Source organism: Sheuella amnicola (assembly GCF_010499255.1).
GTDB classification, from domain to species: domain Bacteria; phylum Pseudomonadota; class Gammaproteobacteria; order Burkholderiales; family Burkholderiaceae_B; genus Zwartia; species Zwartia amnicola.
The window spans coordinates 181,108-196,276 of the sequence record NZ_JAAGRN010000005.1 but is presented as its reverse complement, the minus strand read 5'-3'; the positions used below and the strand labels follow the sequence as shown (position 1 = coordinate 196,276).

The 15,169-nt window shown below is 54.7% G+C and carries 15 protein-coding genes; 6 read left to right on the top strand and 9 right to left on the bottom strand.

The features are described from left to right. Positions 1-12: 12 nt before the first annotated feature. From trpE to rpe, 3 genes are all read right to left on the bottom strand, one after another. Positions 13-1,542 carry an anthranilate synthase component I gene (gene trpE, locus G3I67_RS09080; RefSeq protein WP_163654488.1) on the bottom strand — a complete coding sequence of 510 codons (1,530 nt, stop codon included), beginning with the start codon at positions 1,540-1,542 and terminating at the stop codon, positions 13-15. A gap of 219 nt (positions 1,543-1,761) precedes the next feature. Next, positions 1,762-2,454, bottom strand: coding sequence for a phosphoglycolate phosphatase (locus tag G3I67_RS09075; protein WP_163654486.1), 693 nt, complete (start codon positions 2,452-2,454; stop codon positions 1,762-1,764). Positions 2,455-2,481: 27 nt separating this feature from the next. Beyond that, positions 2,482-3,183 carry a ribulose-phosphate 3-epimerase gene (gene rpe / locus G3I67_RS09070; RefSeq protein WP_163654484.1) on the bottom strand — a complete coding sequence of 234 codons (702 nt, stop codon included), beginning with the start codon at positions 3,181-3,183 and terminating at the stop codon, positions 2,482-2,484. A 108-nt stretch (positions 3,184-3,291) separates the two neighbouring features. Between rpe and apaG the strand changes: the two genes are divergently transcribed. Genes apaG through G3I67_RS09040 form a run of 6 tightly spaced genes read left to right on the top strand, consistent with a single transcriptional unit; the run spans position 3,292 to position 9,021 of the window. Continuing rightward, positions 3,292-3,666, top strand: a complete 375-nt coding sequence (apaG, locus tag G3I67_RS09065) for a Co2+/Mg2+ efflux facilitator ApaG/CorD (RefSeq protein ID WP_163654482.1) — start codon at positions 3,292-3,294, stop codon at positions 3,664-3,666. 17 nt (positions 3,667-3,683) lie between these two features. Then, positions 3,684-5,018 carry a murein transglycosylase A gene (mltA, locus tag G3I67_RS09060; protein ID WP_235931822.1) on the top strand — a complete coding sequence of 445 codons (1,335 nt, stop codon included), beginning with the start codon at positions 3,684-3,686 and terminating at the stop codon, positions 5,016-5,018. A gap of 24 nt (positions 5,019-5,042) precedes the next feature. Next, positions 5,043-6,209, top strand: coding sequence for a UbiH/UbiF family hydroxylase (locus G3I67_RS09055; RefSeq protein ID WP_163654781.1), 1,167 nt, complete (start codon positions 5,043-5,045; stop codon positions 6,207-6,209). 8 nt (positions 6,210-6,217) lie between these two features. Beyond that, positions 6,218-6,961, top strand: coding sequence for a DsbC family protein (locus G3I67_RS09050; RefSeq protein ID WP_163654480.1), 744 nt, complete (start codon positions 6,218-6,220; stop codon positions 6,959-6,961). Positions 6,962-6,991: 30 nt separating this feature from the next. Beyond that, complete coding sequence (locus G3I67_RS09045) at positions 6,992-7,939, top strand: D-2-hydroxyacid dehydrogenase family protein (RefSeq protein ID WP_163654479.1); 948 nt, start codon at positions 6,992-6,994, stop codon at positions 7,937-7,939. Further along, positions 7,939-9,021 (top strand): AI-2E family transporter, encoded by a 1,083-nt coding sequence (locus G3I67_RS09040; protein WP_163654477.1) that lies wholly within the window; start codon positions 7,939-7,941, stop codon positions 9,019-9,021. Before G3I67_RS09045 ends, G3I67_RS09040 begins: the two co-directional genes overlap by 1 nt. A gap of 3 nt (positions 9,022-9,024) precedes the next feature. Here the strand turns inward: G3I67_RS09040 and G3I67_RS09035 are convergent, their stop codons facing one another. The 6 genes from G3I67_RS09035 to G3I67_RS09010 all read right to left on the bottom strand — a co-directional run bounded on the left by G3I67_RS09035 (position 9,025) and on the right by G3I67_RS09010 (position 14,990). After that, the gene (locus G3I67_RS09035) at positions 9,025-9,657 is read right to left on the bottom strand and encodes a response regulator transcription factor (protein ID WP_163654475.1); all 633 of its coding nucleotides are present in this window, start codon (positions 9,655-9,657) and stop codon (positions 9,025-9,027) included. 101 nt (positions 9,658-9,758) lie between these two features. Then, positions 9,759-11,327 carry an alkaline phosphatase D family protein gene (locus G3I67_RS09030; protein ID WP_235931820.1) on the bottom strand — a complete coding sequence of 523 codons (1,569 nt, stop codon included), beginning with the start codon at positions 11,325-11,327 and terminating at the stop codon, positions 9,759-9,761. A gap of 2 nt (positions 11,328-11,329) precedes the next feature. Beyond that, complete coding sequence (locus tag G3I67_RS09025) at positions 11,330-11,875, bottom strand: DUF4337 domain-containing protein (protein WP_163654471.1); 546 nt, start codon at positions 11,873-11,875, stop codon at positions 11,330-11,332. A gap of 23 nt (positions 11,876-11,898) precedes the next feature. Further along, positions 11,899-12,438 (bottom strand): TIGR00645 family protein, encoded by a 540-nt coding sequence (locus G3I67_RS09020; RefSeq protein ID WP_163654469.1) that lies wholly within the window; start codon positions 12,436-12,438, stop codon positions 11,899-11,901. A 48-nt stretch (positions 12,439-12,486) separates the two neighbouring features. Continuing rightward, positions 12,487-13,641, bottom strand: a complete 1,155-nt coding sequence (locus G3I67_RS09015; RefSeq protein WP_163654467.1) for an alpha-hydroxy acid oxidase — start codon at positions 13,639-13,641, stop codon at positions 12,487-12,489. A gap of 74 nt (positions 13,642-13,715) precedes the next feature. Further along, positions 13,716-14,990: a serine hydrolase domain-containing protein gene (locus G3I67_RS09010; RefSeq protein ID WP_203583595.1), complete on the bottom strand. Its 1,275-nt coding sequence runs from the start codon at positions 14,988-14,990 to the stop codon at positions 13,716-13,718. Positions 14,991-15,169: the final 179 nt, after the last annotated feature.

Sequence of the window (15,169 nt, the reverse complement as noted above, 5' to 3'; positions counted from 1 at the left end):
TCCTGTTTGTTTTCAGAACGGCTCGTCCAGGCCGTTTTGCACTTGTTCGGCCGCCCGCAACACAGCTCGGGCCTTGGCTTCGGTTTCCAGCCATTCTTTTTCCGGATCAGAGTCGGCTACGATGCCGGCGGCGGCCTGCACATACAACATGCCGTCTTTGATGATGCCCGTGCGAATCGCGATCGCGACATCCATTTCGCCGCCATAACTCAAGTAGCCGGCTGCGCCGCCATAGATACCGCGGCGAACAGGCTCAAGCTCATCGATCATTTCCATCGCACGCACTTTAGGGGCTCCGGTCAAGGTGCCAGCCGGGAACGACGCTCGTAAAACATCCATGTTGCTCATGCCGTCATTTAACGTCGCGGCCACGTTGGATACCAAATGCATGACGTGCGAATAGCGTTCGATGACCATGGTGTCGGTGACTTCGACCGTTCCGATTTTGGCTACACGGCCTACGTCGTTGCGTGCCAGATCGATCAGCATGACGTGTTCGGCGCGCTCTTTGGGATCGGCCAGCAACTCTTGGGCCAGCGCCGCGTCTTCTTCGGGAGTGCCGCCGCGCTTGCGCGTGCCTGCCAGCGGACGAATCGTGATGCGGGTTTCGGGGCTGGCTTGTCCTTCGGCAAGGGGAAGCACCTCCTGGCGCACCAGAATTTCGGGGGATGCTCCAACTACGTGAAAGTCTCCGAAGTTCCAGAAGTACATATAGGGCGAAGGGTTCAGCGAGCGAAGCGAGCGGTATAGCGATAGGGGTGAGTCGCTGAAGGGCTTTTTAATGACCTGCCCGATTTGAACCTGCATCAGGTCGCCTGCGGCGATGTATTCCTTGGCGCGTCTGACCGCGGCCAGGTAATCCGCTTTGGCGAAGTTGCGCTCTTCTTTGGTGACCACGCTTGCGTGGCTGTAGGGGATATCGACGGGCTTGCGCAATTTGATGCGCAAATCCTTGATGCGCTGTTGCGCGCGTGAGAAGGCTTCGGGCTCAGCCGGATCGGCATACACCATCAGGTAGATACGTCCGGCCAGATTGTCGACGATCACCACTTCGTCGGTTTGAAGCAACAGAATATCAGGCGGTCCTTCACCCATGCCCGCCGGATAGGGTTTGGTTGCCGGTCCAAGCGTGGGTTCGATATGGCGCACGGTGTCATAACCGAAGTAGCCGGCCAGGCCGCCCGCAAAGCGCGGTATGCCGGGGCGTATCGCGACTTTGAATCTTTTTTGATAGTTTTCGATGAACGTGAGCGGATCGCCTTGATGGGTTTCGACCACCTTATCATCGCGCAGCACTTCGGTTGTGGTGCCGCGCACCCGGATCACGTTACGCGCCGGCAAGCCGATAAAGGAATATCGACCGAATCGCTCACCGCCGACGACAGACTCCAGCAGGCAGGTGTTTTTGCCGCCTTGAGGTCCCTGGTGGGCAAGTTTCATGTAAATGGCCAACGGCGTATCCAGGTCGGCATATGTTTCCGCGACCAAGGGGATTCGGTTGTAGCCTTGTGCCGCGAGGGCTTTAAATTCGATTTCAGTCATATTTTTCTCGGTTCTCGCTATATGCAGACCGGGTTGATCAATAAAAAAGCCCGGCCATGGTGTGGGCGGGCTGGGTTTTTACTTTTACAGCATGGCTGCTTTGGTATTACCTTGCAGCCGAAACACGACGAACCCTCACCCGGAAGACAAACGCCACCAGCGCCACCAGGCGCCAGTCAGGGGTTGAATACGGGTCAGAGACATCATTTCGAATCCGGTTTAGTGCGTGGCGACCCAATGGGCCGCCGCTTCAATGGTGTCTACTATATCATCGACATCGAGCGTTTGCACACTTTGCCCTTCGTTATAACCATAAGGGACCGCCAATACGGTGCAGCCGGCCGCACGGGCCGATAGAGCGTCATTAATCGAATCCCCGATCGCGACACTGCGGGCCGGGAGGCAATCGAGCAGCGCGCAGGCATGTAGCATGGGGGCAGGATGCGGTTTTCTTTGCTCAAGCGTGTCACCGCACACAATGGCCTGCATGTATTGCGCCATGCCCGTGCGCTCGAGCAAAGGGAGCGTAAATTCGGTTGGCTTATTGGTGACGATCGCAAGGCGTAAACCCATGTCGCGCATGGCTTGCAAGCCGGAAATGACGCCCTCGAAAACGACGCTTTTGGTGCCGTTGACAAGGTGATAGTGCCGGTGAAAGGATTTCCGGCCAAGATCGAACAATTCTTGCGAAGGCGCGGTTCCATTCAGATCGGCCGACAGCGCCCGGTGAATCAGGTTGTCGACCCCCTTTCCCACGTAAGTGGCAACTTGCGCCTCTGGAAGGGGGGGTAAAGCCAGGTCGATGCGCATTGCATTGGTGGCATGGGCCAGATCCGGAATCGTATCCATCAATGTGCCGTCCAGATCCAATAAGACTGCATCGAAGGATCGTTTCGTTGTTTGAGAAGCCATAGTCAAAACTGAAGTCGTGTCGCCTGTTCAAGCCTGAACAAGGGCAATTTGTTCGCGCATGCGGCGAATCACGTCTGTGTAATCGGGTTGACCAAAAATAGCCGACCCGGCGACAAATGTGTCGGCTCCGGCTGCATATATCTCGCGAATATTGTCGATTTTGACTCCGCCATCCACTTCAAGGGCGATGGGCTGGCCACCGCTCTGGACATGTCGGTCAATCAGGGTGCGCGCCTGGCGCAGTTTGGCCAGGGTGGCCGGGATGAAGCTTTGCCCCCCATAACCGGGGTTGACCGACATCAGCAGAATCACATCGACCTTGTCCATCACATGGTTAAGCCATTCGAGCGGGGTGGCCGGATTGAATACCAGTCCGGCCTGGCAACCCTGGTCCCTGATCAAAGCGAGCGTGCGATCGACGTGGCGCGACGCTTCGGGGTGGAATGTAATGATATTGGCGCCAGCCTTGGCGAACATGGGAACCAGCGAATCGACTGGCTCGACCATTAAATGCACATCAATCGGTAGGTCAACATGAGGCCTGATCGCTTCACAAACCATCGGACCGATCGTCAAATTGGGAACATAATGGTTGTCCATGACGTCAAAGTGGATCCAATCGGCCCCCGCTGCAGCGACATCCCGAACTTCCTGCCCTAAACAGGCGAAGTCGGCGGATAAAATGCTGGGAGCGATTCGAGCGGTTGGCAAAGCGCGAGTTTCTGGCATGATGTGCAAACGGCCAAGTCAGTCGTGAAGTATTGCATTATCGCAGTGATTTGCCGCGCTTGCGCAGTTGGCCCCCGGTTTACCTGTTTTTCCTGGAATGGATACGCTTTGAAACCATATGAGATGAATGTTGCGGTCACGCCGCAATTTGTGCCGGATCAGTCCGATCCGGGCAAGCAGCAATTTGTGTTCGCCTATACAGTGCGCATTACGAATTCGGGCGAAAAGCCCGCGCAGGTGATCAGTCGACACTGGATCATTACCGATGGCAATCAAAAAGTGCACGAAGTGCGAGGCCTTGGGGTGGTGGGTCAGCAGCCGTTGCTGGCGCCCGGCGAAACTTTCGAATACACCAGTGGGTGCCCGCTTGGCACTCCGGTCGGTACGATGAAGGGCACATTTCTGTGTGTCGGAGAAAACGGCGTGCCTTTTGATGTTGAAATCTCCGAATTCGTGCTGGCCATGCCACGCACGCTTCATTGAACAAGTAGGTCGAGTTTATGCATAGCATTTCTTTTCAGGCGGTAATCGGTCGTATGCGTGTCAGACGCGTGATCGCGTTGAGTGCCCTTGCGCTCATCGCGGCCTGCTCCGGCCCATCGCGTCAAGTGACGGACACGGGAGCAGTCAGTAGCGCAGGCGTGACCGCGCCAGAGGGTCCATTGACCGTTCCGGCATTGTCCGCTTTGCCTGAAACAACTGCCAGACCCTTGGCCGGTAAGTTTGTCCAGGCTGACTGGAATGAGCTGCCGGGCTGGAGTGGGGATGATTTGCGCAATGTCTGGGCAACATTTATCCGCAACTGCCGTGGCCTGATGAGACCGATCGCAACCAATCTTGCCGGACCCGCCCGTGCCAATCCCCGTGTCTGGCAGCCGGTGTGTGCGGCTGCGGTCGACCCCGCGCGTGCGCCTAATCCTCAAAGTCCGGAAGCGGTTCGCAAGTTTCTTCAAACTTGGCTGACGCCTTGGCGCCTGACAACTGCCGATGGCAGGCAGGCAAGCAGTATCGTGACAGGCTACTACGAACCTCTGGTCATGGGTTCTCGCAAAAAGGGCGGCCCCCATCAATGGCCTCTTTACACGGTGCCTTCAGACTTGCTGACCATCGATCTGGGCAAGGTGTATCCGGAGCTTGCCGGAAAACGGGTGCGTGGCAAGCTTGAGGGTAATCGAGTTGTTCCTTATGACAGTCGTGCCAGTCTGGAGGCGTCAGGTCGCACCCCTCCTGCCGTTGTGTATGTGAACGATCCGGTCGATAACTTCTTTTTGCAGGTCCAGGGGTCGGGCCGGGTTCAATTAGTCGACGGCCCTGACTCCGGCAAAACGATTCGTGTCGCTTATGCAGATCACAATGGTCATCCCTATGTATCCATCGGCAAGTGGCTGGCGGATAAGGGTGAGTTGCCGCTGGCGCAGACTTCGATGCAAAACATTCGCGGCTGGGCGAAGAATAATCCTTCGCGTGTGCAAGAGATGTTGAACGCGAATCCGGCGCTAGTCTTTTTCAAGGAAGAGCCGATCACAGATCCCGAGATTGGCCCCAAAGGTGCATATGGCGTGCCTTTGATGGCGCAGCGGTCTATTGCGATCGATACGTCGTTTGTGCCGCTGGGCACACCGGTGTTTCTTGCCACCACTCAACCTGCGTCTACCCAGCCCTTGAATCGTCTGGTGTTTGCCCAGGATACCGGCACGGCGATCAAAGGCGCTGCACGTGCTGACTTTTACTGGGGCTTTGGCGAGGCGGCCGGTTCGATGGCGGGTCGAATGAAACAAAGTGGTCAGATGTGGGCGCTTTGGCCAAAACAGGCGGGCGCACCCACCGCGAGATAATGAGACATGATGACTGATCAGGGCGTGAGTGCACCGATAGTGGTTTGTGGTGGCGGGATTGTCGGCCTGGCTACGGCCCTGGCTTTGGCGCGCGGCGGGCAGTCCGTTGCTTTATTGGGGCCCAAATCGACGTTTTCCCCTGCGGATCCCGAGGCGTTCTACCCGCGTGTTTACGCGATTTCACCTGCAACGCAACAGTTTTTGGCCTCGCTTGGTGTTTGGGATATGTTGCCTGCCGATCGTCTGACGCGTGTCGAGGCCATGGAGATTCATGGCGATGGGGACGGACTGGTCAATCTGAATGCGTGGCAGGGCGCTATCGCCGAGCTTGCTTGGATTGTCGAGTCCAATGAAATTGAGCGTGTGCTTTCTCAGGCAGTCCAGGTGTTCGGTTTGCCTTGGGTGACCGAAAAATTTGCTGCCTATGCTCCCGGTTGTATCACTACGGATCATGGCCGCGTGATGCAGGCCGAGCTCTTCGTAGCGGCCGATGGTGCGCAATCAGCTCTGCGCAAGGCCGCAGGCATTGACGTCGATGAAAAACCATACGGCGTGACGGCATTGGTGGCTCACTTCAATTGCGAATTGCCTCATCAAGGCGTGGCTGTTCAGTGGTTTGGTCGGGACGGCGTGCTGGCTTTGTTGCCGATGCCCGATACGCAAGCCGGAGCGCAAGTCTCGATGGTTTGGTCGCTCAACGATCCGATCGGAAAGGATTTGCTGGCATTGCCCGTGGAGCAAAGAAATCGTGATCTTGAAGCGCGTCTGAATGAGGCGACTGCTGGACGGCTTGGTCGGTTGACTTTGCGTAGTTCGGTACATGGATTTCCTCTTTCGCTGAATCTGACGCCCATGATCGGAGAGGGTGTCGCGCTAGTTGGGGATGCGGCGCATCGACTGCATCCGCTGGCTGGTCAAGGCTTGAATTTGGGTTTGGGCGATGTTCAGTCGCTTGTGGAGACACTGATCCGACGTGAAACTTTTCGAAGTCCCGGCGATCCGATGTTGTTAAGACGTTACCGGCGCGCGCGAGCCGAGCCCGTGTTGGCGATGCGCTTAGTCACGGACGGATTGCACAAACTTTTTGCTACAGAATCCGCGCCGGTGGCGTGGTTGAGAAACATGGGAATGAATCTCGTGGAAAAATTGCCGTTCGTCAAAAGGCAACTCATTCAGGGTGCATCCCGCTAGGAGTTTTGATGTTGAAATCAGTATTGAAAGGCGCAGTTGGTTTAGTCGTATCGTGTGTGTTGTGTGTCGCCTCGTTTGGCGCATCTGCGCAGACAGAAGCCTCGGATGCCAAAGCGCAAGCCGTGCAAAAACTGTTTGCCGAGCGATTCAATAATCCGCCCATTACCGCAGTGCGTCCGACGCCTTATGGGTTGTATGAGGTGCAGCTTGGAATGGATTTGGTCTATACCGATGAAAATGTCACTTTTGTCCTGGACGGGACGCTGATCGATGCCAAAACGCGGCGAGATGTGACGCGCGAACGTCAGGATGCGTTGGCTAAGGTGCCTTTCGACCAACTACCGTTCGAGCTGGCGTTCAAGCAAGTGCGTGGGGACGGTTCGCGCAAGCTGGCGATTTTCGAGGATCCGAACTGTGGCTATTGCAAACAGCTCAGGCAATCTTTGAAAGGAATCGATAACGTAACCCTTTATACGTTCCCCTATCCGATCTTGTCGCCGGACTCGACGATCAAGGTTCGCAATATCTGGTGCGCCGCCGATAAGGGCGCAACCTGGGATGCCTGGATGCTGCAAGGCAAAGTGCCCCCGACGATCGAATGCGATGCGCCAACTGAGAAGATGGTGGAGCTCGGTCAAAAATTAATGGTGCGCGGAACGCCCGCTTTATTCTTCTATGACGGCAGTCGAGTAGGCGGCGCCATACCAAAAGAAGAAATCGAAAAGCGTTTGCAGCAGGCGAAATCGAACTGATAAATCATATAAATAAAAATGGAGACCAAAATGCGGATCGCGGTGTTGGATGATTATCTTAAAGTGGCAGCCGGCATGGCCGATTGGAAGTCGCTTGAGTCTGAAGTGGTGTTTTTTTCCGAGTATATCGAGCCGGCCAAGTTGGCGAACACCCTCGCCGATTTCGATGTCATTTGCGCAATGCGCGAGCGTTCGGCTTTTCCGGCGAGCGTCATCCAGGCATTGCCCAAGTTGCGCTTACTTGTCACCACGGGGATGCGCAACAATTCGATCGATCTGCAAGCTTGCCGGGACAAAGGTGTGTTGGTTTGCGGCGCCCCCGGCGACCCCAAGAGTACCGGAGCAACCGCCGAGTTGACCTGGTCTTTATTGCTGGCCTTATTCAAGCGAATTCCGCTGGAGGCGCAGAATATGAAGCAAGGTTTATGGCAAACCGCCATGCCGCCAACAATTGAAGGCAAACGTTTGGGCTTGTTGGGAGCGGGTCACTTAGGTCAGCGCGTGGCGCGCGTCGCGCATGCGTTCGGCATGGAAGTCGTCGCGTGGAGTCCCAATTTGACACAAGAGCGTGCCGAGCAAGCCGGAGTCAAGCTGGTGACCAAGCAGGAATTGTTTTCCTCGTCGGATGCCGTGAGTGTGCATCTGGTGTTAAGCGATCGCTCAAGGGGGATTGTCGATGCCGCAAGCATCCGGTCCATGAAGCCGACTGCGTTTCTCGTCAATACGTCGCGCGCGGGGTTGTTGGATCAGGTTGCGCTAAAGCAGGCACTAGAGCAGGGTACGATCGGTGGCGCCGGGCTTGACGTGTTCGATACCGAGCCGTTGCCCGCGCATGATGGCTGGCGCAATGTGCCGCGCACAATTTTGACCCCGCATCTGGGCTACGCCACTCCGGAAAATTTCGCGGTTTTTTACACCAATGTTGTCGCGGCCATTGATGCCTATCGACGCGGAAATCCAATTCGGACGCTAACCTGATGCATCCCATTTTGCCTGTTCATCTTGTCGCCAGATTTTTATTGATATTGTTGCTGGCGGCAGGAGTCTATTTTTTCAGCGACTTTGTCGTTCCTGTGCTTGCGGCTCTCATCATTGGTTGCGCGAGCTGGCCGCTTTACACGCGCTGGCTGAAAGTATGCTCCGGGCGCAACACGCTTGCCGCTAGCCTTGCACTTGTCTTTATTATCCTGGTGCTGGTGGTGCCGCTTTCGGTGGCGATGTCGTACTCGTTCCAAGAAGCGAGCAATCTGGGGGCATGGTTATTGGCCGCAAACCGCACGGGCGTCGAAGCGCCTGCATGGGTGATCGCTTTGCCCGTTGTCGGTGAAAAAATAGGCGGTTATTGGGTCGAGCTACTCGGCCAACCCCATGCGCTCGGGGCCTGGATAGAAGCGATCAGCGGCCAGCATTTGGGCAACATCTATCGCGTTGTTTTGTCAGCAACCGGGAATGCGTTTCACATCATGCTGACGGTGCTATTCATGTTGATTACTTTGTTGTTTGTCTACAAGGACGGGCACCGAATGATCGGTCAACTGGATATTCTCGGCGAGCGGATTCTCCCCTTGCGGTGGCACAGATTTTCGCGTGTCGTGCCGGCCACCATCAGTGCGACAGTGACCGGAATGGGTTTAATCGCGATCGGCGAGGGCGTTGTACTGGGCGTGGCGTATTGGGTTGCCGGCGTTCCCAATCATGTGCTGTTAGGGGTCATTACCGCTTTCATGGCAATGATTCCGGGTGGGGCACCCTTGTCCTTTACGCTTGTCTCGCTATATCTGGTGGGATCCGGGCATCACATCGCGGGGTTGGGTTTGTTCGCCTGGGGCTCGATTGAGCTCTTTATCGTGGACAAGACCTTGCGTCCAAGGCTGGTGGGTGGCCCCGTGAAACTTCCCTTTCTGCCAACCTTTTTCGGCTTGGTCGGCGGGGTCAAGACAATGGGGTTCATCGGCCTTTTTATCGGCCCTGTACTGATGGCATTGATTGTCGCACTCTGGCGCGAATGGCTAGTGGACGTCAAAGCGACGTCGCACCATCATTCGGGTTCGTCGTATTAGTGATTAATTCAAATCGGCGATATCGATCGATTCGAAGAGTTCGATGAGGTCGCTTAGCGACTTGGCCTGCATTTTGGCTAGGACGCGCGCGCGGTGCAGTTTGACTGTTGCGGCTGCAGATCCGCTTGCAGTGGCGATTTCCTTGTTGGATCTGCCCGATACCATTTCGGCGCAAATGACCTTTTCTCTCGGGGTCAACAATGAAAAACGCTCCTGCACGCTCATTTTTTGTTGAAGCGCTGCGTGAATTTCGGTGTCTTTCTTTAAGGCGGCGTTGATTGCGCGAAGCAGTGCTTCCATCGAGAATGGTTTGAGCAGAAAATCAACGGCGCCTTGCTTCATGGCCTGAATAATTTGCGTCGGCAAACTTTCGCCACTGATGAAAATAATCGGTGTCATCCATTTGTGCTCAAGCATTTCAGCTTGAATTTCGACTCCGCTTTTACCGGGCATCCGCATATCCATCAAAATTGCGGAGGGCGATACCGGGACGGCATTTGTTAAGAAATCATCCCGACTTTCGTATGCATTGACGCTGTAACCCAGGCGCTCGAGAGTTCCTGAAAGCGCACGACGAATCGAGGGGTCATCATCAACAAGATAAATATGACCGAGGGTAGGATTATTTGCAGACATTGATTAAGTGCTTACGGGCTGGAATTAAGTTGAAACTAAAGACGAATGATGAACACTATAAGCCAATAGTTCAATAACCCCAATAGCGTACGCCAAAGTAGTTAGGTAATTTTTAGGATTTCCGGCTGCCCGGCCTGAACAGTGAATTGGGCCAGAGTGAAAGAGTCGGAACCTGGGTCGGTCGCGTCTTTTACCGCCTTAAGAGTGGTTGTCAGCGATTTTGCCGTGAATTCGGCAACGCCATATCCTCTGTATTCGGCGTTTGCAAAGATGAAATGAGGATTAACGGCCCGTATTTGCTCAATTTTATTCTGGCTGGTGTGCGATAGCGAAGTGATGCTGGTTCCGCAGAATTCGACGCCGATTTTGGCACTGTTCTGGTCTTCGTAGTCCTTCAGAATGTGGCCTACCCAGTTTTCGTGCACGTCGCCACCAAATACGACCGGATTGGACAGGCGCGTGGATTGCATCGAGTCGATCAGGCGTTGACGCGCCGCGGGATAGCCATCCCAGCCGTCATTCCAAAGCCGCACTCCACCATCGGTGTTGAAGTTGCGACGCCCGAGTAGGGTTTGCTGGCCCAAAATATTCCACTGAGCTTGCGAGTGCTCAAACTGTCGCTTGAGCCACCCCTCTTGTTCTTGCCCAAGCAGAGTGCGCCAAGGTTGATTAAGTTGTTCGCAGTCCTTCGGGTTGATTCGGGATGCGCCCGGACGGTTGCCGTTGGTGCAAACCTGCGGATCCCGGAACTGGCGATCATCGAGCAGATAAAGATTAGCCAGCCGCCCGTAAGAGGTCGCACCGAAGATGCGGGTGTTTTCGCCTGATTTACCTATGATCTGTGCAAAGTCGGCACGCCTGACCGGCATGTGTTCATAGTAGGCTTGATAGGCAGCAGCGCGTCTAGCCATGAAGTCCGCGACCGGTGGCCCCGACTCCCCTTGCCGCGTGCCTGCATAGTCGTTCTGCACCTCATGATCGTCCCAAGTCATTATCCAGGGAAATGCGGCATGAATCGCCTGCAGGTCACGATCCGACTTATGCAGTGCGTAGCGGCTGCGATAGCCTTCGAGTGTTGTGATCCATCCGCCCGTTGTTGGTCTAATATCCACCGGACGCGATGAGGGATATTCGTACATGTAGTCGCCCAGAAACATGACAACATCTAGATCTTCGCCAAGCATGTGTCTGTAGGCGCTGTAATAGCCGTTACCCCATTGCTGGCATGAGGCGTAGGCGAGCCTCAAGCGTCCCGGTGTCGAGTCGGACCGGGGAAATGTGCGAGTGCGTCCAGTTTGGCTCACAGCATCGCCTGCGATAAACCGGTAAAAGTAGTGTCTGTCAGCAGCCAGGCCCGTTACTTCGGCATGAACCGAATGGGCAAGAGACGGTTCGGCTTGAACAGTACCCTTTGCCACGACTTTGGAAAAGGATTCATCATGTGCGACTTGCCAGACGACGGGGGTGGCCCGATGCGTCAAGTTGGCTGCTTCGATGGCTTGCGGACCCAGGCGGGTCCAGAGAACCACGGAATCGCTTGTTGGCGAACCACTGGCAATGCCTAAACTAAACGGATCATGAAACCATTTTTGCTTCGCCCAGCCGGTTTTCGGCAAAGCAAGCAGGGCCGCCGAGCTCGCGGCCAGTTGAAGAAGCTGCCTGCGTTGCATATTTAAAACAGGGCGGTCGCACCGAACATGGCGAAGAAACCGAAACCGACGGCAACCGCACCAAGCAGGCCTGCTACCCATCCGAGCAACATGACGTTGGTGATAATGCTCGAGGAAGCCAGAACAATGGCGACTTGAAGCATGCCCGATGAAATTTCAAGATTGTGATATTTGTGGTTCGCTTGGTCGGCTTTTTTCTGGGCTTGTATGGCGCGGGCCGATAGTTCTTTGCGGCCTTCTCCCGTTTCGGGCTCCGAGTCGTAGCGCTTGGAGGCGGCGGCCCACTTATCCATCAAAGCCTTGGATTTCGCGTCGTCGGCATGAGGGGAGGCTTTTAATGCGTCCATTGCAACTTCAGTGGTTGTTTTACGCATGGATTTAGCCTGGAAGAAAGCCCACAGGTTCGACGCTTCAACTTGTTTGGTGATGACCTCGGTTTGATAGGCTTTGCTGAGTGTTTCACTTATGGCAAGAAATAGAGCAAGAATCGCAATCAGAAGAGCGATTTTTTTATTTGAAGGATCGGCGTGAGCTCCGTGTCCGGACATGAGGCACCTGTTGGATTAAAAAGTTAGTGTTGATGAGTTTGATTGAGGATTTTTTCGGTGTACGCGATGGCAAGCGCCGAAATGACAAAACTTAGATGAATCACTGTTTGCCACATCAGCGTCGGCTCGCTTGTGCTGGGCGCGTTGATGAATGTTTTAAGCAGATGAATCGACGAGATGCCAACAATCGCGGTTGCGAGTTTTACTTTGAGCACCCCGGCATTGACATGGGATAACCATTCAGGTTGATCGGGATGGTCCTCAAGGTCAAGTCGGGATACGAAGGTTTCCCACCCCCCGACAATCACCATGACCAGCAGGTTGGAGATCATGACCACGTCGATCAGACCGAGAACGATGAGCATCAGTTCGGTTTCGGTAATGGTTTTTGCCATCCACATCATGTCTATGAGATGGATGAGTTCTTTCCAGAACTGCCAGACATAAATGCCTTGCGCCACGATCAGGCCCAGATACAAAGGTGCCTGTAACCAGCGACTCATGAATATCCAGCGCGGCAGTGCGCGTAGCTCTCCGGGTTGGCGTGTACTTACTTTTGCCATGTAAGGTGATCCGTTAATCAGGTTTTCAATATGTTGTTTTGAATGTAATCAAGTCGGATAGGTTCCGGGGAGCAGAATGCTTTTATCCACGGTTTCCACATCCGTGCGTCCACAGAACGCCATTGTTAAATCGAGTTCTTTGTGCAGAATTTCAAGTACCTTGGAGACGCCTGGACCACCCATTGCGCCCAAGCCGTACAAAAACGCGCGACCGATGTAGCAGCCTTGCGCGCCCAGTGCGCGCGCTTTGAGGACATCCTGGCCGCTGCGTACACCGCCATCCATGTGAATTTCGATTTGTTTGCCAACCGCATCGACCACGGCTGGCAGTGATTGAATACTGGACTCGGCACCGTCAAGCTGACGTCCGCCGTGGTTGCTGACGATGATGGCATCAGCGCCGCTGTTCAGTGCCATGCGGGCATCTTCGACATCTTGAATCCCTTTGAGGATCAGTTTGCCGCCCCAGCGCTTCTTGATCCATTCGACGTCACCCCAGTTCAGGGCCGGGTCGAATTGCGAACTTGTCCATTCGCTAAGTTTGCTCATGTCCGTGACGCCTTTGACATGCCCGACGATGTTGCCGAATTGGCGGCGAGGCGTTCCCAGCATCCCGAGCGCCCAGCGGGGCTTGGTGGCAATGTCGATCAGGTTTGCCAGGGTCATCTTGGGGGGGGCGGACAGGCCGTTTTTCAGGTCCTTGTGACGTTGTCCCAGAATCTGCAAATCCAGTGTCAGTACGAGTGCCGAGCAGTTCGCCGCCTTGGCGCGGTCGATCAACCGTTTGATGAAGTCGCGATCCTTCATTACATAGAGCTGGAACCAGAACGGGTGACCACCAGTACCTTTGGATACGTCTTCGATTGAGCAGATGCTCATAGTGGACAGCGTGAAGGGAATGCCGAATTCCTTGGCGGCACGCGCCGCAAGGATTTCTCCATCCGCATGCTGCATGCCTGTCAGGCCCGTAGGCGCAATGGCCACCGGCATGGCTACGGGTTGGCCGATCATGGTCGTGCGAGTGGAACGATTTTCCATGTTGACCAAAATCCGCTGGCGCAGCTTGATCTTTTGAAAGTCGCTTTCATTGGCACGGTAGGTGCTTTCAGTCCATGAACCGGAATCAGCATAGTCGTAAAACATGCGTGGCACGCGTTTTTTTGCGATAACGCGCAGATCTTCGACGTTGGTAATGACAGTCATGGGTGAAATCTCCGGTTGAAGGTCGCCAAGTTTAAAGGTAGTAGACCGTTTTTGCAGAATAGGTTGGCTAATGATTATTTAGACATTGCGCCATAGACCAGATCCTGCACTTGCTCCCGATAATATTTACGCAGATCGCCGGGCGCGGATGTGCCTAGCACCACAACGAGTTTTTCTTTCGGGTCTGCAAAAAACGCCGTGCCGTAGGCTCCGTTCCAGGAGTATTCGCCTACATTACCGGGGACGGCTGCCAGGCCGGGTTGCATACGGACTGCCACGCCAAGACCGAATCCATAACCGGCACGGTGAGGCTCGACCACCGCGACACGATTCAAAATTTCGGGGCCGAGATGGTTCGATGTCATCCAGGATACGATTTGAGGGCTCAAAATGCGTTTGCCATCCAGTGCGCCTCCGTTCATGAGCATTTGGCCAAAGCGCAAATAATCCCCCACGGTGCCGAAAGAACACGCGCCGCCGCAATCGAATTTTTGCGATTCGGTCAGATATCGTACGCGTTGCGGTTGATTGTTCAGCGGGTTGTTTGCGAAAGGCTGCGCGACGCGCGATTTTTTGTCGTCCGGCACCTTGAATGTTGTGTCATTCATGCCTAGAGGCTGCCAGACTGTTTTTTCGAGGTGCTGGCCAAGCCGTTGGCCCGAAACTTTTTCGACTACGGCGCCAAGTACGTCCGAAGAGAAGCTGTATTCGAATACGGTTCCGGGTTGATGTGCCAAGGGAAGTTTCGTGATTTTTTCGATGAAGTCGCTGATGCTCCCGTCGATGGGAGGAGCGTCGCCGGCAGGATAAAGTTTGGCGATCGGATGGTCTCCGCGGCCGCCATAGGTCAAGCCTGATGTGTGGCGCATCAAATCGTGAATGGTGATCGCCCGTTTTTGATCGTCAAGGCGCAAACTCCCATCGGCCTGAGGGACGCCCACCTTCATGCTCGCAAACGTCGGAAAGTAAGTCGACAAGGCCGACTGCAGGGGTAGTTTGCCTTCTTCAGTCAACTTGAGCGCACCCACAGTCGTGAAGATTTTAGTCATGGATGCCAATGCAAAGATGGCATCTTTGGGCATAGGAATGTTTTTGGGTTTATCCAGATAACCATAGGCCTGGTAATGGACGATCTTGCCATCTCGAGCGATGGCGAGAACCGCGCCGGGGACGCGATTTGCCTGAATTTCTCGTGCAAAAAAATCATCAATCCGGGCGAGGCCCTCTTTGCTGAAACCCGCCGCATCGGGGCTGGCGGCAGGCAGCGGAGTCGAGGTCGGCGTCGTGCTTTGGGCCGCCGCGACGGTCGATATGAACATTGAAGCGATGATTGCCGAGAGTTTTTGCATGATGTCTCCGTTTTTTGTTTTATTGGACTGCGTTTGATGGTCTACCAGAGATTACAGCTAAAACATGACTTGTTAAAGACATTGAATCGTTTGTCTTTGGCGGGGTATGCTTGCCGCTCGGTTTGATTCGCCGTTGTTTGAATCGAATGTCGCGAAAGAGACTTTCAAGGGAGTGGAAT

Coding starts and splice junctions, on each gene's coding strand:
- trpE (WP_163654488.1), bottom strand. CDS start 1,542: ATGACTGAAATCGAATTTAAAGCCCTCGCGGCACAAGGCTACAACCGA.
- G3I67_RS09075 (WP_163654486.1), bottom strand. CDS start 2,454: ATGGCTTCTCAAACAACGAAACGATCCTTCGATGCAGTCTTATTGGAT.
- rpe (WP_163654484.1), bottom strand. CDS start 3,183: ATGCCAGAAACTCGCGCTTTGCCAACCGCTCGAATCGCTCCCAGCATT.
- mltA (WP_235931822.1), top strand. CDS start 3,684: ATGCATAGCATTTCTTTTCAGGCGGTAATCGGTCGTATGCGTGTCAGA.
- G3I67_RS09050 (WP_163654480.1), top strand. CDS start 6,218: ATGTTGAAATCAGTATTGAAAGGCGCAGTTGGTTTAGTCGTATCGTGT.
- G3I67_RS09045 (WP_163654479.1), top strand. CDS start 6,992: ATGCGGATCGCGGTGTTGGATGATTATCTTAAAGTGGCAGCCGGCATG.
- G3I67_RS09040 (WP_163654477.1), top strand. CDS start 7,939: ATGCATCCCATTTTGCCTGTTCATCTTGTCGCCAGATTTTTATTGATA.
- G3I67_RS09035 (WP_163654475.1), bottom strand. CDS start 9,657: ATGTCTGCAAATAATCCTACCCTCGGTCATATTTATCTTGTTGATGAT.
- G3I67_RS09030 (WP_235931820.1), bottom strand. CDS start 11,327: ATGCAACGCAGGCAGCTTCTTCAACTGGCCGCGAGCTCGGCGGCCCTG.
- G3I67_RS09025 (WP_163654471.1), bottom strand. CDS start 11,875: ATGTCCGGACACGGAGCTCACGCCGATCCTTCAAATAAAAAAATCGCT.
- G3I67_RS09020 (WP_163654469.1), bottom strand. CDS start 12,438: ATGGCAAAAGTAAGTACACGCCAACCCGGAGAGCTACGCGCACTGCCG.
- G3I67_RS09015 (WP_163654467.1), bottom strand. CDS start 13,641: ATGACTGTCATTACCAACGTCGAAGATCTGCGCGTTATCGCAAAAAAA.
- G3I67_RS09010 (WP_203583595.1), bottom strand. CDS start 14,990: ATGCAAAAACTCTCGGCAATCATCGCTTCAATGTTCATATCGACCGTC.